Annotated in this window: 13 protein-coding genes; 5 read left to right on the plus strand and 8 right to left on the minus strand. The window is 42.5% G+C overall.

The window, feature by feature from the left end:
* Positions 1–373: 373 nt before the first annotated feature.
* Positions 374–1,147 (minus strand): MlaE family ABC transporter permease, encoded by a 774-nt coding sequence (locus V7K62_RS28810; protein WP_334870256.1) that lies wholly within the window; start codon positions 1,145–1,147, stop codon positions 374–376.
* 1,238 nt (positions 1,148–2,385) lie between these two features.
* Between V7K62_RS28810 and V7K62_RS28815 the strand changes: the two genes are divergently transcribed.
* Positions 2,386–3,789 (plus strand): hypothetical protein, encoded by a 1,404-nt coding sequence (locus tag V7K62_RS28815; protein WP_334870258.1) that lies wholly within the window; start codon positions 2,386–2,388, stop codon positions 3,787–3,789.
* Between the two features lie 517 nt (positions 3,790–4,306).
* Here V7K62_RS28815 and V7K62_RS28820 read toward each other — a convergent pair.
* Complete coding sequence (locus V7K62_RS28820; RefSeq protein WP_334870260.1) at positions 4,307–4,642, minus strand: hypothetical protein; 336 nt, start codon at positions 4,640–4,642, stop codon at positions 4,307–4,309.
* Positions 4,643–4,813: 171 nt separating this feature from the next.
* A complete protein-coding gene (locus V7K62_RS28825; protein ID WP_334870262.1) occupies positions 4,814–5,962 on the minus strand; it encodes an alanine--glyoxylate aminotransferase family protein in 1,149 nt (382 codons plus the stop codon).
* 127 nt (positions 5,963–6,089) lie between these two features.
* Between V7K62_RS28825 and V7K62_RS28830 the strand changes: the two genes are divergently transcribed.
* The 3 genes from V7K62_RS28830 (at position 6,090) to V7K62_RS28840 (ending at position 7,327) form a co-directional block, all read left to right on the plus strand.
* Positions 6,090–6,224, plus strand: coding sequence for a hypothetical protein (locus V7K62_RS28830; RefSeq protein ID WP_334870264.1), 135 nt, complete (start codon positions 6,090–6,092; stop codon positions 6,222–6,224).
* Positions 6,225–6,357: 133 nt separating this feature from the next.
* Positions 6,358–7,026: a DUF1345 domain-containing protein gene (locus V7K62_RS28835; protein WP_334870266.1), complete on the plus strand. Its 669-nt coding sequence runs from the start codon at positions 6,358–6,360 to the stop codon at positions 7,024–7,026.
* Between the two features lie 112 nt (positions 7,027–7,138).
* The gene (locus V7K62_RS28840) at positions 7,139–7,327 is read left to right on the plus strand and encodes a GNAT family N-acetyltransferase (protein ID WP_442937350.1); all 189 of its coding nucleotides are present in this window, start codon (positions 7,139–7,141) and stop codon (positions 7,325–7,327) included.
* Positions 7,328–7,955: 628 nt separating this feature from the next.
* On the opposite strand, the gene V7K62_RS28845 is transcribed toward V7K62_RS28840, so the two are convergent.
* The 5 genes from V7K62_RS28845 to V7K62_RS28865 form a co-directional block, all read right to left on the minus strand.
* Positions 7,956–12,992: a PAS domain S-box protein gene (locus V7K62_RS28845; protein WP_334870268.1), complete on the minus strand. Its 5,037-nt coding sequence runs from the start codon at positions 12,990–12,992 to the stop codon at positions 7,956–7,958.
* A gap of 867 nt (positions 12,993–13,859) precedes the next feature.
* Complete coding sequence (locus tag V7K62_RS28850) at positions 13,860–14,567, minus strand: chromophore lyase CpcT/CpeT (protein WP_334870270.1); 708 nt, start codon at positions 14,565–14,567, stop codon at positions 13,860–13,862.
* Positions 14,568–14,632: 65 nt separating this feature from the next.
* Entirely contained in the window at positions 14,633–15,796 is a 1,164-nt protein-coding gene (gene bioF, locus V7K62_RS28855) for an 8-amino-7-oxononanoate synthase (RefSeq protein ID WP_334870356.1), read from the minus strand.
* Positions 15,797–15,835: 39 nt separating this feature from the next.
* Positions 15,836–16,468, minus strand: a complete 633-nt coding sequence (gene ruvA / locus V7K62_RS28860; RefSeq protein ID WP_334870272.1) for a Holliday junction branch migration protein RuvA — start codon at positions 16,466–16,468, stop codon at positions 15,836–15,838.
* On the minus strand, positions 16,468–17,226 hold the full coding sequence (locus V7K62_RS28865; RefSeq protein ID WP_334870274.1) for a sucrose-phosphate phosphatase: 759 nt from the start codon (positions 17,224–17,226) through the stop codon (positions 16,468–16,470). Before V7K62_RS28865 ends, ruvA begins: the two co-directional genes overlap by 1 nt.
* Positions 17,227–18,551: 1,325 nt before the next feature.
* Between V7K62_RS28865 and V7K62_RS28870 the strand changes: the two genes are divergently transcribed.
* Positions 18,552–24,779 carry an ATP-binding sensor histidine kinase gene (locus tag V7K62_RS28870; RefSeq protein ID WP_334870276.1) on the plus strand — a complete coding sequence of 2,076 codons (6,228 nt, stop codon included), beginning with the start codon at positions 18,552–18,554 and terminating at the stop codon, positions 24,777–24,779.
* Positions 24,780–24,782: the final 3 nt, after the last annotated feature.

Raw genomic sequence — 24,782 nt, forward strand, 5'->3', positions numbered from 1 at the left:
TAGAGAAGAAAGCAAATCTAAAATTCTTGAGCTAAGTACCCTTGTGGGCAGAGTCAATTCAAAATTGCAAATCTAAAATCCAAAATTGTTTGACTAGCAATTTTAGATTTTAGATTTTGGATTTTGGATTAAAATAATTTTTGGTTCATGCCCCGTCCCTTGTGGACAGAACCAATCTAAAAGACGCTCGATAACTCGGTAACGCTACGTTTGCAAAGTGTCTCGTAGAGAAGAAAGCAAATCTAAAATTCTTGAGCTAAGTACCCTTGTGGGCAGAGTCAATTCAAAATTGCAAATCTAAAATCCAAAATTGTTTGACTTAGATTCCCAATTTATTAAAAAAGTTGGGAATCTTGTTATTCAATACTTGGGTTTAAAATGCAGGCTGTTCAAATAGCAGTAGAGAGAGGAAAAAATCCATGATAAAAATTGATACCCAACTAGTAACAACTGCTTTTGTTGCAGATTCTCCTACTTCCTTTGCTCCCCCTCTAGTAGTTAAACCCCAACTACAGCCAATGACAGCAACCAGCACTCCAAAAACAAACCCTTTGAGCAAAATAATAAACAAATCTGACGGCTGCAAAAAATTTCTGACTGATTCTAAAAATGTTTCGGGAATAATTTGGTAAAACTTTGATGCGGCAAAAACTCCGCCGATGATGCCCGTAACTAAAGCCAAAATCGTCATCAAAGGCACCATCAAACAACAAGCAATTACTCTAGGAAGTACTAGATAATCAATTGGATCAGTTTTGAGCATATAAAGTGCATCAATTTGCTCGGTGACTCGCATTGCACCTATTTCTGCTGCAAAAGCAGAACCTACTTGTCCTGCCATAATACTAGCGGTCAAAATTGGAGCCAATTCTCTACAAAAAGCTAAGGCAAAAGCACCTCCCACTGCATCGACAGCCCCAAATCGCACTAATTCCCTCGCTGTTTGAATAGTAAAAATCATTCCTGCAAAACCGCTGACAAGGAGAACTGGAGAGATAGAACCTGGACCGGCGGTAACAAGATGTTGCAAAATCTTGCGATAGTACGTTTTTCCCTGGAGTAAATGTAGCCACACTTGACCAAAGAGCAGTATTGCTGCACAACAGCGTGTAATCCAAGATTGCTCAAAATTTGTTTTTGGTTGCAATTTTATCGTCCTTACGACTGACTTTTTTTGCACATTTGTTGTTATATCAATTCTCCAAAATAAGACTACAGATACAAATGGTGGAAACCCAGCCAGATGTAATCTGACTTTCTCAATTAAATAGCCGCACTTAGTGCAGCTTCCCGCAGGATATTACGAATTGGTATTAGGGTATGGTACATGAACAGACGCACTAGATGTTTACCCTCAAAGTAGAGGAGGTGTTTGAGCATGGTTCAATTTAGCTTAGTAAACTTTAGCGGAAAATAGCACATAAAGTATTGTGAGCTTTTTTGCTGTTGCTCTCATGCTTTGTGTGCTAGAGAGTTGCAATCTCTGGTCTGTCAAACTAGGAAAAGTAATTGACTCAACTCAAAGGGTTTAAAAATTTAATCATATTTCCAAATAATGTTAAATAATTTTTTATGAGCAGGATTAAATACATAATATTTGTGTTGCTATTCATACTACCTTTCTGCGTGGTAAATCCGGCTTTTGCATCTGTATGCCGCAATTACGATGACTACAATGGGCTACGCCTACACCACCAGATTTGCATTCTCAGTATCAGCCGAAGTGCTAAAAATTATTGGGAATACAGGGCAACCGTTAGCGTAGATGGAGTCAAAAGACCTACCGAGGTTTACAATTGTCGTGAAGGAGTCAAGGTTTAAGAAGCTGGGACTGTTTTGCCTTTTGAGCAAAAAGGCCCTGGTGAGATGATATGCAGCTTTTTTAATTCTTCTCGGCGGTAAACACGCGCCAGATAATGAAGACGGTGAAACCTAGATAGGTGAATACTGTTAGCCATTCTTGCCAGCTACCAAATGCATTGTTCATCAGCAAAAGCCGGAAAATTAATATTTATCAATCCTACACGCTGACGCTACCAGTAGGTTGCTGTATTTTGGGAGATCAACGAAGGCTAGTCAAAATTTCTTAGCTAATTTTCCGGAATCGGTAACAACGGCGTGGTAGTACATATTAGAGCATCGAGATTATACTGAACTTCTATAACTAACCTTCGGGGAATATATCCTCATTGTTTCCGCTCAAAAACCCGGTCATGAAGACCGGGTTTTTGATGTTTATACTAAGTTGCAGTTAAGCAATTCAGGGACAGAGCGATGCCTACGCAGCACTTCTTGAAACTGTCCGCGTATCAAATAAAACTATTGTCCAGAAACTTTTAAGAGATTTTATTGGTCTGGTTCTCCAAACTCTGTAAAAATCAACCAATGTCATCTTCTGCTCAAGGTATTCCCGGATTACCCGATTTGACGCATCCAGTTGAGCTTGTCCAATTTGGAACCCAGGCGCTCAAAGCTTCACTGTTATTAGTATTTTTGGTTGTAGCTTTGGGAGTTGCGATCGCACTGATAAGTTTTTCTCTGCGTCGCAACCAGCCGGAACAATTTATATTCATTGGCGAATGGGCTGTTCGTTATTCCCAACTGTTGCGGGGATTACAGCATTTAACTCTAATATTAGTTCTGCTAGTACCGGGATTTTTTCTCTGTTCAACTTTGAGCAATCGTTATCACTACTGGGAACAAACAAGGGTGACTCAAGTGGCTGAAAGTGTCGCAGGTGAAAAGCTCGAACAATCTGCCCCGCAAGTGCGCTACACTACCCAGGAGCCATATTCTTATACTACGCAAGCTAATGGCAAAATAGTCAAAGTCAATGATACGCGAGAGATTAGCCGCTTCTTAACGCTGGGTGGTTCGCAAATTCAAGTCAAGCTAGATCAAAGCGTAGATGTTCCAGGTCGCAGTTCAATTTATCGCGTGGAATACACTGCTGATTATAAAGTAGTTAACCAACTCAAGGATATTAATAATTTCTTTTTTGAAACACCGCCGCCTGATGGCTACACACTGCTTGCTGGCTACAAAGTAGAGCGTAACGGTATAAGGCTACAACAAACCAATCCGGGAGACTATGGCTTTCCTTTCCGGCTGCAACCAGGGGAAGAAACCACCTTTAGAGTCACCTATCAGGCTCAAGGAGGGCCGCGCTGGGTTTATAGTGCAGCAGGACAGTTGCTTTCTAATTTTCGCCTCACAGCAATTGCCAACTTTGCTCCGGCTGATTTTGCTAGTGGTGTTGTACCAAATGAGATTAAAGTTGATGGACGTAGTACTAAGTTTACTTGGAAATTTGACGATAATGTTTCAGTCAAAAATCCATTTGGAGTATTTACTAACACCGACCCCATTCGTCATACTGGCATCATTCCCCGGCTTTTGTTACTAGCACCGGCAATATTTTTGTGGTGGATATTGTTGTTATATTTGTCATTGCCAATGAGTTTCAAAAATATTGCGATCGCTGGTAGTATTTTCTTTGCTTGTCTATTGACTTTGACCTATCTAGCTCGCGTTATCAATGCTCAGTTGGCTTGGACTTTAATTTCTATCATCTTACTAATTTTAACATGGGGATTGGGAGCTAGCCGCAGTGCTTCCCTGGCTGCGATCGTCGCTACTATTGCTGGGGCAGTGCTACCTATTTTTGGATTATTAGTACCGTTTAGCGGACTAACCCTTAGTTTGGCTGGTTTGCTTTCAGCGGTTTGGCTAGCAGTTCGTCACTGGCATGGTTGGTACAGTTTGCACCCAGAAGACCAAAGATTGTAGGGCTGTAGAAAAATGCTAAAGATTAGATGATTCCGCTATGATTAGCGAAGTTTTAGCAAATAGCATTTATGGATAACGATTTACTGGCTTTCTTTGTGGGCGTTGGGTTACTGATTCTCTATCTCGTCTTCTCCGCATTGACTGAAATGGGGACTAAATTGCCTTGGAAGAAATAAAAGTAAGAAAAGATGAGTGAATGTGAGCTATGGAAAGCTTATTGAGTGCTGTTGGTTAACCCTCGTTTTGATTGTGTCTATCTTAATACTCTTGCCTCTGCTGGTTGTTGGTTTTTTCTCGCAGTGAAGTTAGTGAGGAATACTCAACAGATATTAATGGACCCCAAGAACCCCACCCCGCCAAAGCTACGCTTTGTCTCCCCTCCCCAAAGCATCGGCTACGGTGTACACACAAGTCCTAAAAACCTTGCGTGATTTGGCTTGACTCGTTCCCAGGCGGAGCCTGGGAATGCATTCATTGAGTCTCTGACTCAATGTCTAACTGGAGGCAGAGCCTCTAATCAGCCATTCCCAGGCTCCGCCTGGGAACGAGAAAACAATGAGAATCGAGCTTTTTTCGACTTGTGTGTACACCGTAGCCAAAACATCGGGGAGGGGATTGAGGGGTGGGGTGCAATGACTGACAATGTGATTGTTTCGACTAACAATGCCATTGCATCAACTGACAATGCCATTGCATCGACTAACAATGCCATTGCATCAACTAACAATGCCATTGCATCAACTAACAATGCCATTGCATCAACTAACAATGGCATTGCATCAACTAACAATGCCATTGCATCAACTAACAATGCCATTGCATCAACTAACAATGCGATTGTATTGACCTGCAAAAATTAACCTGCTCTTTCTTTAATTTTTGGGATAAGTAAAAAGAGTAAGTGTAAAGTATCGACTTTCCTTTAATTCTTAAACAATTTTAGCGCAATGCCTACGGCGGGCTACGCCTATGCTCTTTTTGTTTGGTGCGTTAAGCTACTTTTAACGCACCTGATACGCAAAAACTACTTAGGTAAAACCTGCTGTAGTGCTGCTAAAAGTTGGTCAACGCTTTCCTTTCGACTATTAAAGCCCATCAATCCCACGCGCCAAACTTTACCAGCGAGTTCGCCAAGACCACCGCCAATTTCAATATTATGTTCATTGAGTAACTGCCGAGCGATCGCTTTACCATCTACCCCGGCTGGAATGCAGACAGTAGTAAGCGTTGGCAGTCTATACTCTTGCTCAACGTGCATACTCAGTCCTAAATTCTCTAAACCTTCCCAGAGATATTCTACGTTCTTTTGATGCCGCTGCCAGGAATTTGCTAATCCCTCTTCTGCAAGTAAACGTAGTGCTTCCCGCAATGCATAGTATAAATTAATCGGTGCTGTGTGGTGATAGGTGCGTTCAGCGCCCCAATACTTGCCCAGCAACAACATATCTAAATACCAGTTTGCGACTTTCGTCTGGCGCTGTTGCAATTTCTCAACTACACGCGAACTCATGGTAAAGGGAGAAGCACCAGGCGGGCAACCTAACCCTTTTTGGCTACAACTATAAGCTAGGTCAACTCCCCAAGCATCCAAAAACAAGGGGACACCACCCAAACTTGTCACCGTATCTACTAGTAGCAAAGTACCAAATTCACGACATAAATCAGCGACTCCTTCCAATGGTTGACGTGCGCCTGTGGAAGTTTCGGCATGAACTAGAGCTAAGATAGCTGGACGATGAGTTTTTAAGGCAGTTTGCAGTTCATCTAAGTTAAAGACTTGTCCCCAAGGTTTGGTAATGGTTCGCACATCAGCGCCATAACGTCCAGCCATATCCACGAGGCGATTACCAAAGTAACCAGCTACACCAATTAAAACCACATCACCGGGTTCTACAGCATTGGCGATGGTTGCTTCCATTGCGGCTGTTCCCGTACCACTGACTGCAATCGTAAGTGAGTTTTCTGTTTGCCATACGTAGCGTAGCAACGACTGAATTTCATCCATGAGTGCGAGAAAAGCTGGATCAAGATGCCCAACGGGTGAGGTATTCATCGCTTGGAGAACTGTGGGATGGGCATTAGAAGGCCCTGGCCCCAACAGCAGACGGGATGGGATTTCTAGCGGTGTGAGTTGCAAGCGCCCAGAGTTGTTGATTGAAATTGTTTGCGTCATAAATCTGTTTTCGTCTAGACGATACTTACCGGATCATAGAGCGATCGCATCACCGATGTTTTAGTGAATCTGTCATTTGCCAGAAGATGCAATCACCGCAAAGTATTACACTGATGAAAACAAATGTGTGACAGTGTACTTATATCACTTACGCAAAGATGTAACTATGGTTTTTGCTGGTAAACGACCGAATAATTTAGGTATTAGCAACGGTAAGTTTCTAGTATTAGATTTTATCAAAGAGCCGATATTATTAATATAAGTATGTGAATTCATACCCTAACCAAATCTGGAATGACGATTAGCTCAAAAACTAATGACTTTACAATTAGACGCGAATCGTTCACCAAAGATTACGAATTACGAATTAGTTAAACTCTGCGATCGCAATATTTGTGAAACTTAATTTATTTAAAAACTTTGACTCCCGTCCCCGACTAATCATTGCTGTCGGACTTGCGGTATTAGTTTCAGTAATCCTTCCGCTTTGGCTGCACTTACCTACTCGCATTCTCTGCGCTTGGAACTCCGGTACTGACTTTTTCTTAGCCGTAACTTGGTGGAAGATGCTCAAGGCTAACCCAGAAAAAATTCGCCGTTATGCTGAGAGTGAATATGAAGGACATTTAGCTATATTCATGCTGGTGATTGCTGCGGCTTGTGCCAGTGTTTTAGCCATTGGGTTTTTACTAACTGATAAAAAAGGATTGTCAACAATTCTGCTTATCCTACATGTCATACTTTCAATTATGACCATTGTCGGTTCCTGGTTACTAGTGCATACGATGTTTGCAGTGCAATATGCACACAGCTATTACAAATATATTAGTCGTAATAATAGTCAAGAAATCACCAGAGGTTTAGATTTTCCTAATAACGACTATCCAGACTACTGGGAATTTTTATATTATTCTTTTGTAATTGGCATGACTAGTCAAGTTTCAGATGTACAGACGACATCACCCGATATGAGGCGTTTGACTCTGTTACATGGCATATTATCTTTCTTTTTCAATACCACCATTTTAGCTATGAGTATTAATATCATTGCATCGCTGATTTAAACAATTTCTATAAATAAGAGGGGTAAAGGGTAAAGGATTGAATTAGGTTGCTCACTTTCCTCTGCATAGCTTTTTCCCTTCTCCATAACACAAGGATTCTTTTGTCTATGCGATTGACTTGTTCATAGGCGAAACCGACTACTGGAACAAGGGAATTGGTACAAAAATGCTGTCAGCAGTTATCAACTATCTTTTTGAACAGCGGCAAGCTGATAAAATTGTCATAGATCCCCACGTTGACAATCCTCTCGCTATCCGCTGCTATGATAAATGTGGTTTTGTGAAGGTCACACAATTTTAGATTTTAGATTTACCCCAGCAATCAAGTCAGGGGCAAGCTAGTAGGGGCAAGCTAGTAGGTTGGGTGGAGCCGAGCGCAACCCAACATATATCAGGATGTTGGGTTACGCAAAGCCTCCACCCAACAAAGCAATTTTTTTGCAACATTAAAGTCATGACAGTCCACTACAAGACTACCGAGATTTTTTCAGAAATCAAATCTGATTCCTATATGATAAATGTGGTTAGCCTACACCATAGTGTAAGTTGGTGTAAAAGTAGGCCACTAAATTAACTTGCGTCTTCCCAGTCACTCAGTAACTCATGCTGTTGTGCTATTTTATTGCATTTACGGAATGGTACTTTAGGAGTACCAATACTCCTACCAAGAAAAGACTGTTTTTTCGTCTTGGTAGGTCTAGTTTCTTGTGTGGTTGAAGTGAATAGTTGGGTTTCCATTGGTAAATAAATTTAGATTAAAACCTGAGCACCAATTTATAACATCAATTTGCAAACGGCAAATTTCTGAAGAAAAATCAAAAATATATTCCACTTGTAATATTAAGTTCGAGTGATTAGTTATTAAACTCGAATAACCCCACCCCAAAGCACAGCTTTGGGGTGAGGTGCAATGACTGTAAAAATCATAACTAATTATCCGAACTTGATATAAGATTAACGATCGCTGTAGCTAAATCGACTGGATCGACGGGTTTAGGTAGGTGCTTTTGAAATCCTGCGGCTATTGCTTGATTATAATTAAGTTCTCCCGCATAAGCGGTCAAAGCGATCGCGGGAATTTGTCCGCCTTGTTCTGGCGGTAATTTTCTCACCTCGCGCAGCAACATATACCCATCCATCAAGGGCATTCCAATATCGCTTAAGAGGATATCTGGCTTTGACTGCACTAATGTTTGCAGGGCTTCATCTGCTGATTCAACTGCCGTTACAGTCGCGCCATATTGTTCCAGCGCAAAGCTAAAAAACTCTCGCACATCAGCTTGATCGTCCACAAGCAAGATTTGCACTCCCGCAAGTAATGTTTCCTCAGCACTGAGTTCTGCTTGAGAAGCATCACTACTGCTAACTCGCAACTCAGAATTTTTGAGCAAGGGTAGTTTAACTGTGAAGGTTGCCCCTTGTCCTTCTCCCAAACTCTCTGCCTGAACTGTACCCCCGTGAAGTTCTACTAGATGACGCACAATTGCTAGTCCCAATCCCAGTCCGCCAAAGACTCTGGTTGTTTTGGCATCTGCTTGGCGGAAGTAATCAAAGACGTAGGGCAAAAATTCTGGATTAATTCCTTTACCTGTATCAATTACCTGGATTTGGGCATCTAAACCAACTTGTTCTAGACGCACTTCTACAAATCCTTCTGTGGGTGTGAATTTAACGGCATTAGAGAGGAGATTCCACATCACTTGTTGCAAGCGATCGCTATCGCCGAGAACTTTGCCGATATCATTACTTAACAGCATTTGAATTTGAATTGATTTGGCTTCTGCTGCTAAACGTACCGTTTCTAATGCAGCTGCGATCGCTATTTTCAAATCCACTGCATAGAGATTTAACCTGACTTTACCTTGTAAAATCCGCGAAACATCTAGTAAATCTCCAATCAATTGGGTTTGTAACTTGGCATTCCGCTCGATTGTCTCCAATGCTCGGATTTTAGTAGCTTCGTCGAACTTGCGGGTTCTGAGTAACTTTGCCCACCCTAAAATCGGATTCAAGGGAGTTCGCAGTTCATGGGAAAGGACAGCGAGAAATTCATCTTTAATCCGGTTGGCTGTCTCAGCTTGTGCCCTTGCGGTCTTTTCGGCTTCGTAAAGTTGAGCGCGGGCGATCGCTTGGGCACACTGTTGTCCCAATGTCAACATAAATCCCCGGTCTTCTTCGTTAAATATTTGTCCAGTGGTAAAGCTTAATCCTAGTGCCCCAATTATTTTGCCTTCTGCTATCAAGGGAATGGAAGCCCAGGCATTATTTCCTGTAAGAGCTACAGCATCGGCTAAGTTGGGATATTTAGCAATCAGGGCTGCTAAATTTTCTAAAAAAATCGGCGCTCTTGTTCTGACTGTTTCCGCGATTTGGTTAGGTGCTGCGATCGGAAAACTTGCCCAAGTATCTATGATTGATTGGGGATAGCCAATTGCTTGCACAATTTTCAGTTCAGTACCTCTGTCAGTAAGTAAGACAACGGAGCCAGCAGTGGCTGACAAAGCGGCAATCCCTTGGTTCACCACTACATCAGCGACCTGTTGGGGAGTTAGGGCTTCCGAGAGGGCAGCAGTTATTCTTTGTAAAAGTAGTGTGCGATTGACAGACCGTTCAGTTTCCTGGTAAAGTCTGGCATTGTCGATCGCTGTCGCCGCCCGACGAGCAATATCCTCTGCTAAAGCCAAGTCTGTTTGTTTGTACTGCCGACCTGACTCGGCGGTAAAAAAAGAGATTGCTCCAAATAATTGCCCACGGGAACGAACTGGAATCACCATTAGAGAACGAATACCCAGACTTTGCAGCAATTGCAGATGTTCCTTGTCTTCAGCCATCTGTAAAAGATGAGAGTCAGATAATTCGGGATAAAAGACAGATATTCCCAGCATTAGCTGCTGCACAAGCTGTTTGGCTTTGGTTTTGGGTCGATAACGTCGGCGGATTTCGTCTAAAATATTTAGTTTTGTGGGATCGGCAATTGCGATCGCAATTTGTTTACTTGACCAATTTTCCTGGAAGACATCTACAATACACAAATCGGCTAAAGTTGGAACTGCTAGATTAGCCACATTTTCTAAGGTGGTTTCATAATCTAATGAGGCCGCGAGTAAGGTGCTAGCTTCAACTAAAAAGTTTTGGGTGGCTTCAACTCGTTTGCGATGGCTAATATCCTCAATAATCCCTAATGCATACATTGGTTGTCCGTTAGCATCCCAAACTGCTGATGAAGTTAGATTTACCCAAACGATAGAACCATCTTTGCGGATGTAGCGTTTCTCTAGAGAATAACCACTAATTTCTTTTGCTAAAACTCGCTGAGCATTTTCCCAATCAACTGCTAAGTCGTCAGGGTGGTTAATTTCCTGAAAGTTGATTTGAATTAACTCTTCATGGCTATACCCAGTAATTTCGCACAAAGCAGGATTAATTTGCAGAAATCGTCCATCCAACGCTACTAGAGCAATGCCCACAGCAGCCTGGTTGAACATTGCCCGAAACCTTTCTTCGCTTTCTCGCAGAGCAACTTCTGTTTGCTTTGCTGCTGTCACATCTGCCAAAATAATTCCAATTCCTACCGTTTCATCCATTGCGTTATTAACCGGGTAATAGTTCCCCAGCCAGTAACCGTAACGTCCTAGTTGTCCCCTTGTCTCACCGCTGATTTCCATATTCAGCAGCGGTTCTCCAGTATCTAACACGCGCTGTAACTGTAGCTCTAACTCAGCCGCCATCGCTGGCAACACTTCCCTAAATTTGCGTCCTAGATGTTCTTCTATAGTCAAACCGTTAATGTCAGCGAAAACTTGATTAATTCGGATATATCGCAGTTCCCCATCCAAAAAGCATACGGCAACAGGAGCAGCTTCTAGCAGCGCATCTAGAAGAGATAGAGATTCGGCATAATGGATTAAAGCCTGGTGGATATCTCGATAAAGTCGCGCATTTTCCACTGCTAAGGCAGCACGATGGGTAATATCTGTTGCTAAAGTTAGGTCAGAGCGATCGTAGCGACGGTCTGATTGAGTGGTGACAAAGGTGATGCTACCGAGTACTCGCCCTTTTGCGACTAACGGCACAATCATCACAGACTTCATCCCCAATTGCCGAACAAGTTCTAAGTGTTCCTGATTCTGAGTACTTGCCACTAATAGCGAGTCAGATACCTCTGAGATTAATTCGCTTTGCCCGGTTTGCAGTACTCTAGTAATTGCACTTGCAGTTTTATAATCTGTTACATATTCCTGAAGTTTACGCGCCAACTCCGCTTTCGATGGGTCTGCATGGGCAATAGGTAGGCGGCGAATGGAACCATCTTCATTTAAAATGTCAACGCTACACCAATCAGCAAGCTGGGGAACTGAGATTTTGGCGATCTGTTCTAAGGTTTGTTCATAATCTAGCGAATTAGAGAGTAAACTACTAATTTGGGCAATATAGCACAGTCTTTCTTCGGCCTGCTTGCGCTCTGTAATATCGAGAACAAAAAAAGCTCCTCGATCTACAGTCCCTTCAAAATGGCTACCACCTGCCAAAATTGGGAAGCGTGAGCCGTCTTTACGAACATATACCTTCTCGAACGGGGCGCAAAAGGAACTGTGTTGAAATTGAGTTAGTGCTTGCTTATCAAGTGGTAAGTATTCTGTAGGAGTCAACTTTTGCCAGCTAATTTTTCCAGAAACTAATTCTTCACGGGTATAACCCACCATATTTAGCAAGGCATCGTTAGCGTCTGTAATCGTACCATCTTTGTCCCAGAAGCCAATACCAATCATGTTTGACTCCACCACGCTACGAAACTTCGCTTCGCTTTCTTGCAGTGCTTGCTCAGTTTGTTTCAGTTGAGTAATATCAATTGAACTAATGCCTACTCCCAACAACCGTCCATCCGGCAAACACACCGGATAATAGCTGACAAGACCATAACGATAGACCCCAAGTGGATAGGTTTCACCGCTCACTTCCTGGTTGAGTAAAGGCTGCCTAGTTTCCATCACTTGCTCAAACACAGGCTCAATTTGTGCCGCCCATTCCGGCAGTACTTCCCTAAAGGTGCGACCAATATGTTGAGTTTGGGATACACCGTTAATGGCGGCTAGCGCTTCATTAGCATGAATGTAGCGAAGTTCAGTATCGAGAAAAGCCAGCGCCACTGGTGAACTAGTAACCCAAGCATTGATTAAAGCCAGAGATTCGTCTTTTTGCTGAATCGCTTGCTGAAGTTCCTGGTGCAACCTGGCTTTTTCTAGTTCTGCCTGCTTGCACTCAGTAATATTCACACCTGCACAGGCAATACCCTGAATATTATTATCTAAATCCCTTAGTGGTTCAACGAGCAAATCATAATAACGGTCTTCTCCACAAGTTGTCAGATAAACCTGTTCACGGGTGGCAATACCAGTCTCTATTACCTTCAGCTTGATTGCCCCTAATTGCTCTGCTACTATAGCTGGAAATAATTCATCATCAGACTTACCTAACATTTCCTCAACAGTTTTTAGACCTTGAGGATTATGAATCCACTGATATCGCAAATCGCGATCCTGCTGAAAGATCGCGATATCTAAACTACTTGACGCTAATCGAAATCGCTCCTCACTAACTCTCAGCTTTTGGAGATTTTCATCCGCCCGCCTTTTAGCAGTCTTTAATGCATCACATAACACACTAAAGAGCAATCCTTGTAATGCAAACAACCCAATTTGCACAGAATTTGATAAATCAAAACTTAGCTCAAAAACTGGCGGGAGAAAGAAGTAATTGCTCAGTAGTATAGACAAGCCGGTTGCTAAAAGCCCTGATTTCAAACCACCATACCAGGCACTCACTGTTACAGCACTAAAAAACGGCAGGAAAGGAGTTCCACTCATGCTTAATGAGGGGTCTAACATCAGCATTAGCAGTAATGTAAGTGCGACAATTAATACAACAATGCTATAACGCACTAATTGGGAATCATGAATATGGGGCATGAAAATGTCTTGGAACAACCAATACTTATTGCAGAGGCTGTACATACCCTAAGTTAGTTTGTAAATTTTAGTAACTTGTCTACAGATAGATTTTTCTTTCTTAAAAAAAACCTCTTTTGTTAGAGGTTAATTACTCAATAATATAGTATTGAAAGCCAGAGCTTAGAGGTTATTTATCAAGTAAAAATCAAATTTCTGTAGAGTGTGTGAGGCGCATATTTTCGATATGATTGGTCACAAAAAGGATAATTGAAGCGCCTAACCCACTGCCACATAATACGGTGCGTTAGGCTAAAGCCATAACACACCCTAACTTTTGATTTACTTTATAAATAGTCTCTGACCATTAATCTTTTATATCTATAACATCGGTTTGTTGATGATATAATACTCAATTTCAAGAGATGCTGTAATTTACGCTAGTAGGTTGGGTGGAGGCTTTGCGTAACCCAACAAAGCAATTTTTTTTTGCAACTCTTATTCCCCCTTTTTTAAGGGGAGCCAGCGCGGTCTTCTCCCAAGGGGAGACGCTAAAAGCGATGGGGGTTTCCCCCATGAGCGACTGGCGTGGGTTAGGGGGGATCAGCAAATATTTGATACTTCTCAGACATCCTCTAAGAGATGCTGTAATTTAAGTTTATATAGCGGTTATCGCTTAAGTGAGGTACAAGAACCCCACCCCCAACCCCCTCCCCGCTCTTCGAGAGGGGACTATGATGTACCTTGTATGATTAGGAAACGCTATAACAAATGCCAAAATCAAGATGATTTTAAATGTTCTGAACATTTAAAATTGGCGTTGATGCACCAACACAAGCCGCATCTAGCCAGTAGGTTTTCTCAAAATTTAGAGAAAAGCGATTGAATTTATTTCTGTTTGTGTTTGCGTAAAATCGTTTTGCTTGTACCCCAGACACCTAGTGCTAGTATTCCTAATGTGAAGGAAGGTTCAGGAATAGAGTCAACTCGGCGAAACTCAATCGGCGTAGCGAAAAGCAAATTACCATTAGCCCCAAAAATCTTGTCTAAAGAGTCAATGCCATTTTTAAAGACAGTTACACTAGAAACCACCTTACCACCAGAACTTGTTGGGCAGCCATTAGGAAAGTTATTACCAATGTAGTCAGCAGGTTCCCAGAAAAGTTTCAAGTTGCAGCTTGTTGCCGAAACTTTACTAGAGTCAAGAGTATGTTCCGACTCTGGTCGATTACATAATCCAGTAACAGAATAGTTTGTATCAAAGGCACGAATGCTGAGATTCACTGCTGAATTCTCTTGGCTAAAAGAATAAAGACGGAAGCGATTAATACTTTTTTGTTCAAGATAAATATTCTCTGTTCCAGTTGCAGGGTTAGCATTGGTCAATTCCACACTACAACTTGAGAGAGTAATAAGTGGAACAGAAGGGTTAGTTACCACTTGTTGGGAATTATCGAACAAACCAGTGAACCACTGTGTTACTTGCTTGACTTGTGTCTGAAGTGGTGGCGCAGTAATAGCATTAGCGCGAGTTGCCTGAACAAATGTAAATGCTGAAAATAAAACTGTCAGAGTATATACTTTGACGAAATTCATAAATTAATCCAATATCTTAAATTTCAAAGTATCTTATCTTACTTTTGCGACAACGCAATGCCCAGTTATATCATCTTCAGCACTGCTACCAATTTTTCAATATGCGCTGCCTCATGAGTTGCCATTAAAGATATTCTGATCCGACTTGTGGGGACTGTGGGAGGACGAATTGCTGGGGCAAAAATGCCAGCATCTCTTAGCTGTTTTCCAACTTTGAGAGCATCTGTAGCACTTGGCAATTGAAAACATAATATAGGTGATTCTGAAGGCAATAATTTTAAGTTAGGTAACTGTTGTTGCAGCAAACGTTTCAAGTAATGTACATTTTCCCACAATTGGGCACGGCGTTGCGGTTCTTGTTGCACTATCTTGATTGCTGCTAAGGCCGCCCCTGTATCAGCAGGTGAAAGCCCAGTGGTGTAAATCCAAGTGGGTGCGCGGTTGTGCAAAAAGTCAATTAGGGCGCTACTTCCCGCTACGTATCCGCCTAAACTACCCAAAGCTTTACTCAAGGTGCCAACTTGAATCAACTGCTTTCCTGTATACCCAAAATGTTCGACACACCCAGCGCCAGTTTTTCCTAGTACTCCAGTGGCATGAGCTTCATCGACTAGCAGCATACAGCTAAACTCATCAGCGATCGCCAATAGTGCGGGCATTGGACATAAATCGCCGTCCATGCTGAAGACGGTATCAGTAATAATCAAACAGCGTCGGTAGTTTTGCCGCTGTTGACTCAACTGAGTTTTTAATACTGCCAGATCACAGTGCGGGTATTCCACAACTGCTGCACCGCTGAGAATCGCTCCATTTTTCAGACTGGAATGATTGTACTGGTCAGAGAAAATTAAATCACGCTTGCCTACAAGGGCGGTAATTGCACCCAAATTAGCTAGATACCCAGAACTAAATACCAAGGCATCTTCTGTTTGTTTGGTAGATGCGATCGCCGACTCTAACTCCCTGTGTAATTCTCGATGCCCACTGAGTAATCTAGAACCAGTACTACCAGTCCCAAATTCGGCGATCGCAGCTGTTGCGGCTGCTATCAACCGCTCATCCCCAGCCAATCCCAAATAGTCATTGCTGGCAAAATTAATTACCTCTTGCCCAGCTAAAACCACCGTTGCACCCGGACGACCATTAATAGGTTGTACCGAACGATACCAGTCTGCCCGATGAATTGTTGCTAAGGACTGTTCTAGCCAGGCATAAGGGTCGGTGGGCATGGGGGAGGTAGGGGGAGAATGACCAATGACAAATGACAATTAAACTTGTTCGCTGCTGAGATGAGCGATCGCTTGTTTAATCCAATCTTCGACATAAGCGTCTTTGGGTAGTCCGATGTCTTCGCTGACTACGTGCAGGGCGTGACTGACCTCATGGGCAGTATATCCCAAGGCGAAGAGGGTCATTTGCACCTCTTCGAGAATTCCTGGTGCTGGCCCGCCTGTGGCGACGAAGAACCCGGCTGATTTGCGCCACTCGACCAATTTGCTTTTCAGTTCCAAACAGATGCGTTCAGCGATTTTTTTGCCCACACCAGGAGCCTGAATTAAGATTTGTGTATTGCCAGCGATAATTGCTTGGACTAAATCTGGTAGTTCCAGAGTGTCCAAGAGGGCGATCGCTAAGGCTGCACCAATACCTGTGACAGTCAGCAAGTGACGAAATAAATCGCGTTCGGATGGCGAAGCAAAGCCATATAGAAAGGGCACTTCTTCGCGAATTTGCAAATGGGTAAAAATTTGCGTCACTCCTCCCGACTCTGGTAAGTGGTTTGCTAGCCGTTGGGGAACTTGCAAATCATACCCCAAGCCATTCACTTCCAGAGTCAGAATCACGCGATTAGCGCCAATTGTTTGGATACCAGCGACTATACCTTTTAGATAACTAATCATTACAAGAGACCAAAATAATTTAAGCCTTCAATAATTCCACCTGCACAAAAACATGAAGCCAGGTAGCGGTAGTCAGCGGGATACTCATTGTGCCATTGGAGTAACTCTTTTCGGGCATTCCCCACAATGATTCCCCGTTCGTTGCCTACAGCAAATAAAGCAATATCATTACCTGAATCACCACAGACAACTGTTTGTTCTGCTGCAAATTTCCACTTCTGGCGTAAAAACTGCATTGCCTGACCTTTATCGCTGCTATGGGGTACAATGTCAAGGTCAATATCGCTACTGTAGATTAACTTTACATTTAATTTAGATTTCTGCAACTCTGCTTCAAGTTGTGGGAGAACATTTGCAGATGCTTCTTGTTTTAGGAAAAAACTCACTTTGAAGGGACGCTGTTCTGAATCTGGTTGCCGAACTAACTCAGGATATTTTTTTGTAATGGATAATACAGTTTCCCGTTCCCATCCCGGAGAGAGGATTTCTGACCAACCTGAGTCTGGAGTATCAGTGCCATCAAGGTAAATTTCTGTACCCACGGAAAGAACGAGGGCATCCGGTTGCAAAAGATTTTTTTGAGCTTGGAGTTGTTTGTAAAGTACAGGCGATCGCCCGGTAGAATAAACAATTTTAGTGCCGTATTCTTGGCGATGTCTCTTCAGGAGTTGATTTAGTTCTGGTAAAGCGCTGTCATCGCCCACAGTCCGGTATACGAGGGTGTCATCCAAGTCTGTTACAAAAAGAAATGGTTTCATGATTAGACCTCTTGCAAAATTTCGTTATTCTACCGCGTGAAGGGAATTTTGCAAGAGGTTTGGTTGCTCAAAACAAAATATGCCAGACATTCAATTCGGGGTTAAGAGGTTGTTTGAAAAGTGTTTCGCTGTGACTTTAGGCACTTTTAGATCCCCCCTAACCCCCCTAAAAAAGGGGGGAACCGGAATCAAAGTCCCCCTTAAAAAGGGGGATTTAGGGGGATCTAAAACTATTTGATACCGACAATAGGACTTTTCAAACATCCTCTAAGGGATAGTTGTCCGCTTCCAGTCAAGACATTGAGTCAGAGACTCAATGAATGCATTCCCAGTCTCTGACTGGGAACGAGTCAAGCCTGATCAAACCAGGTTTTTAGGACTTGTGTGTAGACCGTAGCCTCTTAGGATATCTGTTATATTTCAGGTAATAAATAGACTTATAAGTTTATTACAATGATTGCAGCAAATGCTTAAAGGTTTATTATAGATGGTGGAGTGTTTGTTGCAAAGTATTAAGCATTTACGAGAAATAATTATATATTTTCTGCAAATGCTTAAAAGTTTCTTATATCTGGAAGAGTGTTTGTTGCAAAGTATTAAGCATTTGCGAGAAATAATTATATATTTCCTGCAAATGCTTAAGCATTTCTTATACATGGAAGAGCATTTGTTGCAAACGCTCAAACTTTGACAACTAATGTTTAAATTTGAGCGGTGTCTACAGAGACGTAACATCGAAAATACAATGTAGAGATAGCACTGCTACGTCTCTTTCGCTTAATGCACTACGATACAATCAATTTAACTACCTCATACTGCCGGCGATCGCAGTCAACACGTCTCCACAACATCCAACTCCAATGGAAGTGAGGTCAAAATTGTAAGTAGGTAGGCACGAATTAATCTAACTATGTAACAAAATGTAAAGCCGTCAAAGTCCTTGTGATTGCAACTCTTGGAGACCGGAGGCGAACGTTACACTCGCAATGACATACTTATAAATTTTCCCACCTACTTACTGCACCCAAGCGATAACCGCCATAAATAATTTGTAATTACCTGATAATTCCAACCTTCCTCAGAACTAGAAGCACTCTTACGCTCAACCATCAACCTCTCTGCGTCTCTGCGGTTCGTTTACTTCCTTTAACCCCACCCTACCCCAACAGAATCATCACTCTTGCTCCGCCACAAAAAGAGCGATCGCTAACTTGCAGTTTCTCATACAAGCGATACATCCAGAACGTAAATAATTACCAAAGTGTGTTACATAAAATGCCCTGTAGGGAATTCTAACCTAACTAGAAAAATTCCCCGAAAAAGTGATGAGCGCAAAACTGGATATAAGTGTGACACTGGCAGGCTACCAAATTAGAGAGCAACTATACTCAGGTTCACGCACACTCGTGTATCGCGCAGTCAGAGAAGCAGATAATCAAGCAGTTGTGATCAAGTTTTTAAAACAGGAATACCCCAGCTTCAGCGAACTAGTACAATTTCGCAACCAATATGCCCTTGCCAAAAACTTAGAGATTCCTGGAATTATTAAGCCCTACAGCCTAGAACCCTATAATAATAGCTATGCCTTGGTGACGGAAGATTTTGGTGGTATATCACTGCGACAATTTACAAAAAAACAGCCGCAAGACTTAAAGCAATTCTTAATTATAGCCCTACAACTAACAGATATTCTGCACCAGTTACATCAGCAACGGGTAATTCATAAAGACATTAAACCCGCTAACATCCTAATTCACCCGGACACCAAGCTGTTAAAGCTGATAGATTTCAGCATCTCCTCATTGTTACCAAGAGAAACCACCGAAATCCAAAATCCCAATGTCCTGGAAGGGACTCTAACTTATTTATCACCAGAACAGACAGGACGCATGAATCGGGGGATTGACTACCGGAGTGATTTTTATTCATTGGGAGTAAGTTTCTTTGAGCTACTGACAGGAAAAGTGCCTTTTGATTCTCAAGATCCGATGGAGTTAGTGCATTGTCATATTGCAAAACTTCCTCCTAGTGTGTGCGATGTCAACACTGAGATCCCTTTGGTTGTGGGAGAGATTATCCACAAGCTGATGGCGAAAAATGCCGAAGACCGCTATCAGAGTGCGTTGGGACTAAAACATGATTTGCATCTATGCAGAGAACAACTCAACGAAATAGGAAAAATTGAGCATTTCCCGATTGGAAAACGAGATATTAGCGATCGCTTCGTAATCGGAGAAAAACTCTATGGCAGGGAGCAAGAAGTTAAAATACTACTAGAAGCATTCGAGCGGGTTGCTAATGGGGCATCGGAGTTCATGTTAGTGGCGGGATTCTCCGGCATTGGTAAAACCGCAGTGGTGAATGAAGTACATAAGCCCATTGTCCGACAACGCGGCTACTTTATCAAAGGCAAGTATGACCAGTTCAACCGCAACATTCCCCTTAGTGCCTTTGTACAAGCCTTCCGTGACTTGATGGGGCAGTTGTTAGGCGAAAGTGACACCCAATTAAAGCAATGGAAAGGGAAGATTCTGACAGCTTTGGGGGAAAATGCTCAAGTAATTATCGAAGTGATTCCTGAGTTAGAGCAGATTATTGGGCAACAATCTCCAGTTGTGGAACTCTCAGGTAGTGCTTCCCAGAACCGTTTTAATTTGTTGTTCCAAAAATTTATTCAAGTATTTACTACAGTTACACATCCCTTGGTGATGTTTTTGGATGATTTACAGTGGGCAGATTCAGCATCACTAAACTTGATTCAGGTGTTGATTGGCCAGAGAGAACGCGGCTTCATGTTATTGATTGGTGCATATCGTGATAATGAGGTTTCGTCTGCTCATCCGTTGATATTGACGTTAGAAAAAATCAAGAAAGCTGGCACTATTGTCAATACATTCACACTAGCTCCCTTAAGTCAAGAAAGTTTAAATTCGCTAGTTACAGATACATTACAATGTACAGCAGCGATCGCTCAACCTTTGACCGAGCTAGTCTATCAAAAAACTCAAGGAAACCCCTTTTTCAGCACACAGTTTCTGAAGGCACTACATGAAGAGGGAAGTATTGAGTTTGATCCTCAAGCTGGGCATTGGCAGTGTGATATTAGTGATGTGCAATTGCTCTCTTTGAGAGATGACGTGGTGGAGTTCATGGCAATGCAGTTGCAGAAGTTACCAATTGCCACTCAAAATGTCTTGAAATTCGCCGCGTGCATTGGTAACTCTTTTGATTTAGCTACGCTGGCAATTGTCTATGAAAAGTCTCAAGCTGAAACTGCTACTGACTTATGGAAAGCCCTTCAGGAAGGGTTAGCAATTCCCAGCAATGATATTTACAAGTTTTATCAGTCCCAATCAGAGTTGTTGATTGAGGAGAATGGACAGATTGAAGCAGATAATAAAGCAATTGTTTTCTACAAATTTCTCCACGATCGCGTCCAACAAGCTGCTTATTCGCTGATCCCCGATAACCAAAAACAACTGATGCACTTAAAAATTGGGCAATTGCTTTTAAGTGTAATGAACGAAACGGAAAAAGAGGAAAAAATCTTCGAGATTGTTAATCAATTAAATAAAGGAGCCGATTTAATTGTTTTAGAAGCTGAACGGGAAAGATTAGCGAAGCTAAATCTAGCTGCTGCACAAAAAGCAAAATCTGCAACCGCTTACGTCGCAGCAATTGAATACACCACTAAAGGCATACAACTTCTGACAGCAAGTTGTTGGCAGCAATGCTATGAGCTAACGTTGGCTCTGTATAATTTAGCCGCAGAATTAACCTGTCTGAGCGGTGACTTTAGGCAAATGGAGCAGATAGTTGACGAGGTAGTGCAAAATGCTCGTCAATTATTAGATAAAGTGAAGGTCTATGAAGTGAGAATTTTGGCTGAGGTCGCCCAGAGTCAACAGCCTAAAGCAATTCAAACTGCTCTTTCTACTTTGGAATTATTTGGAGTGTTGTTTCCAGAGCAGCCGAGTGACGCAGATATTACTGAAAGTTTGCAACAGACTCAAGATGTATTAAAAGGAAAAGATTTAGAAGATTTCTTAGAACTGCCGGAGATGAAAGACCTCCGAGGTCTGGCAGTGATCCGAATTTTAGCGACTGTGACAGCAGCAGTCTATCAAGCGGTTCCAGAATTACTGCCGTTAATTGTGTGCAAGCAGGTGAGATTATCAGTTACTTATGGTAATGCTGCGGTATCAGCCCAGGCTTATGCTTGGTATGGAGTAATTTTGTGTGGGATTGGAGAAATAGATTTAGGCGATCGCGTTGGTGAACTGGCAATGGGACTACTATCACGCTGCCAGAGTAGAGAATTTAAAGCCAGCACGATTAACATGGTTTATCCCTTCGTGAAGCCCTGGAAACATCATATTCAAAATTCACTCGCTCCTTTGCTCGACGGATACCATAGCGGTCTGGAGATGGGTACTTTAGAATATGCTGCTTACTGTGCCTACAATTACTGTTCGCTGTCCTATTTTCTCGGAAAAGATTTGTCAATCTTAGAACCAGAGATGAAGGTTTACAGTCAGGCATTGGCTGAACTTAAACAGGAAGTTGCTCACAATTATCTGAGAGTCTTTTACCAATCCGTCTTAAATTTACTGGGACAGAGTAAGTGTCCTTGGGAAATTAAAGGTGTAGTCTATGACGAACAAATGATGTTGCCCAAGCATCAACAGGCTAACGATCTTTATGCAATGGGAACACTGTATATCAATAAACTAATTCTTTGTTACTTGTTCAATGAGTGGGAGCAAGCAATGAAAGTAGCAGTTGCTGCCAAACAATATTTGCATGGTGTATCTGGCTGTTTCATGATTCCGGTGTTTCACTTTTACGATTCATTGACCCATCTGGCGATCATAGCCAACGCCCAAGGTAAAGAATGCCTACCCCAGGAAGTTGTTGGCAACCAGAAGAAGCTCAAAGAATGGGCAAACCACGCACCTACAAACCATTTACACAAATTTTATTTGGTGGAAGCAGAGCAGTATCGGGTGTTGGGGCAGATGTATGAAGCGATGGATTACTACGATCGCGCGATCGCCTCCGCCAAAGCAAATGCATATATTCAAGAAGAAGCACTAAGCAATGAACTAGCAGGTAAATTCTACCTCAACTGGGGCAAAGAAAAACTCGCCCAAGCATATATGCAAGAAGCATATTACTGCTACGCCCATTGGGGAGCTAAAGCCAAAGTCGCCGATTTGGAACAGCGCTATCCTCAGCTTTTGACCGCAATTGTGCAACAACGGCAACCGTTACTGAGGGCATCTGACACAATTTTTGCTCCATCTTTTAATTCTATTCAAACCTCTAGCTCAAGCAGTATTACAGAATTGCTCGATCTGGCAACCGTTCTCAAAGCCTCTCAAACTCTTTCTGGTGAAATTGAATTAGAAAAAATCCTAATGATGCTGCTTCAGATAGTAATTGAAAACGCTGGGGCAGAAAAATGCGTGTTAATGCTGCTGTCCGACACCAAAGGCGATCGCTTGCTGATTAAAGGCACTATCAGCACTAATACTCAACCCATCGTTCTGCAAAGAATTCCAGTGGAGGAAAGCCAGGAGATTCCTCTGAGAGTGATTTATCACGTCAAACATTCCTTACAACCTGTGGTGTTGATAGATGCCACTACTGATCCAGCCTTTGCCAGCGATACTTACATTCAGAGCCAACAGCCAAAAAGCATCTTGTGTAGTCCGATTCTCTATCGGGGTCGATTCACAGGTATCCTCTATTTGGAGAATAACTTAACGACTGGGGCATTTACTAGCGATCGCGTCGAACTGCTTAACCTGTTATGTACTCAAGCCGCCATTTCTCTAGAAAATGCTCGCCTCTTTGAGCAGAAACAACAAACACTAGTAGAACTGCGTGCCAGTGAAGCCCGCTTCCAGAAGCTGGCTGACAATATTCCAGGCATGGTATTCCAATTCTGTCTGGCTACTGATGGCTCTTCCTGGACACCCTACGTCAGTTCGGGTTGCTATGACGTGTATGAGGTTGATCCAAAGGCAGTGATGGCAGGGGTACACAACATTCACCTCATGGCGCATCCAGACGATCGCTCAACGCTGGGACAGTTAGTTGCTGATTCTGGTCGAATGTTAACGCCTTTTAGTCACGAGTGGCGAGTTATGACTGCTTCCGGCAAGATCAAATGGATTCAATGTGTTTCTCGCCCAGAACTGCAAGCCGATGGCTTGATTGTGTGGGATGGGATGGTGATTGATATTAGCGATCGCAAACGTGCTGAAATCGAACGTCAAGCTGCCGAAACTGCTCTGCAAACTTCTGAGACAAATCTCCGTACCATTTTCAATCACGTTAATAATGCCATCTTTGTTCACGACTTGAATGGTGTGGTTTTGAATGCTAACGATTCGGCACTAAAGCTCTATGAGCTAGACAGAGAGCAAGTTACACAAACCTCTGTCTTGCAGCACTGTTCTGCACCCGATAATCCCTTTCACCTGGCTACAGACTTTTGGGCAAGAGCATTAACTGGAGAAACCGTTAACTTTGAGTGGAAAAGCAGAAAATTCCGCGATGGTACAGTCTTTGATGCCGACATCACACTTACCAGAATAGTTCTGGATGGTGAAGCGGTGATTCTTGGCAATATCCACGATATTAGCGATCGCAAACGCGCTGAAAACCAATTGAAGCAGCGCACAGCAGAACTAGAGCAAACCCTGCAACAACTCCAGCACACCCAAACGCAGATGATCCAAACTGAGAAAATGTCAGGATTGGGGCAACTGGTGGCAGGTGTTGCCCATGAAATCAACAACCCAGTCAACTTTATCTTTGGCAATCTTAGCCATGCAAATGAATACACCAAAAATATTCTCAGACTCCTGGAACTTTATCAGAAACATTACCCAATTCCCCATTCTGAAATTCAAGAAGAAGCCAACGCGATGGACTTGGAGTTTCTGCTAGAAGACTTACCCAAACTTATTTTTTCCATGCGAGTGGGAGCCGAACGCATTCAAAAAATTGTTGTCTCTCTACGCACCTTCTCCCGTATGGATGAAGCTGAAATGAAAGAAGTCAATATTCATGAGGGCATTGATAGCACACTGATGATTCTGCAACATCGGCTGAAAGCGAAACCTGATTCTGTTGGCATTGAGATTGTCAAAGCTTATGGGAAGTTACCGTTAGTCGAGTGCTATGCCGGACAACTCAATCAAGTTTTTATGAATCTTTTGAGCAATGCCATTGATGCCTTAGAAGAAGCGAATATTCAACACCAACTCTTAACTCCTACGATTACGATTTGCACGGCCCTGGTAGAAAGCAAACAAGTTGTGATTAAAATCACAGATAATGGCCCCGGAATTCCGGCTCAGATCAAGCAACGCTTGTTTGATCCATTCTTTACGACAAAACCTGTCGGAAAAGGCACAGGAATGGGACTTTCCATTAGTTATCAGATTGTGGTTGAAAAACACAAAGGCACATTGCAGTGTGTTTCCGAATCTGGGCAGGGAGCCACATTCACGATCGTAATTCCAATTTGCCAATCTTAACTT

The sequence above is a fragment of the Nostoc sp. genome, from assembly GCF_036917935.1.
GTDB lineage: Bacteria > Cyanobacteriota > Cyanobacteriia > Cyanobacteriales > Nostocaceae > Nostoc.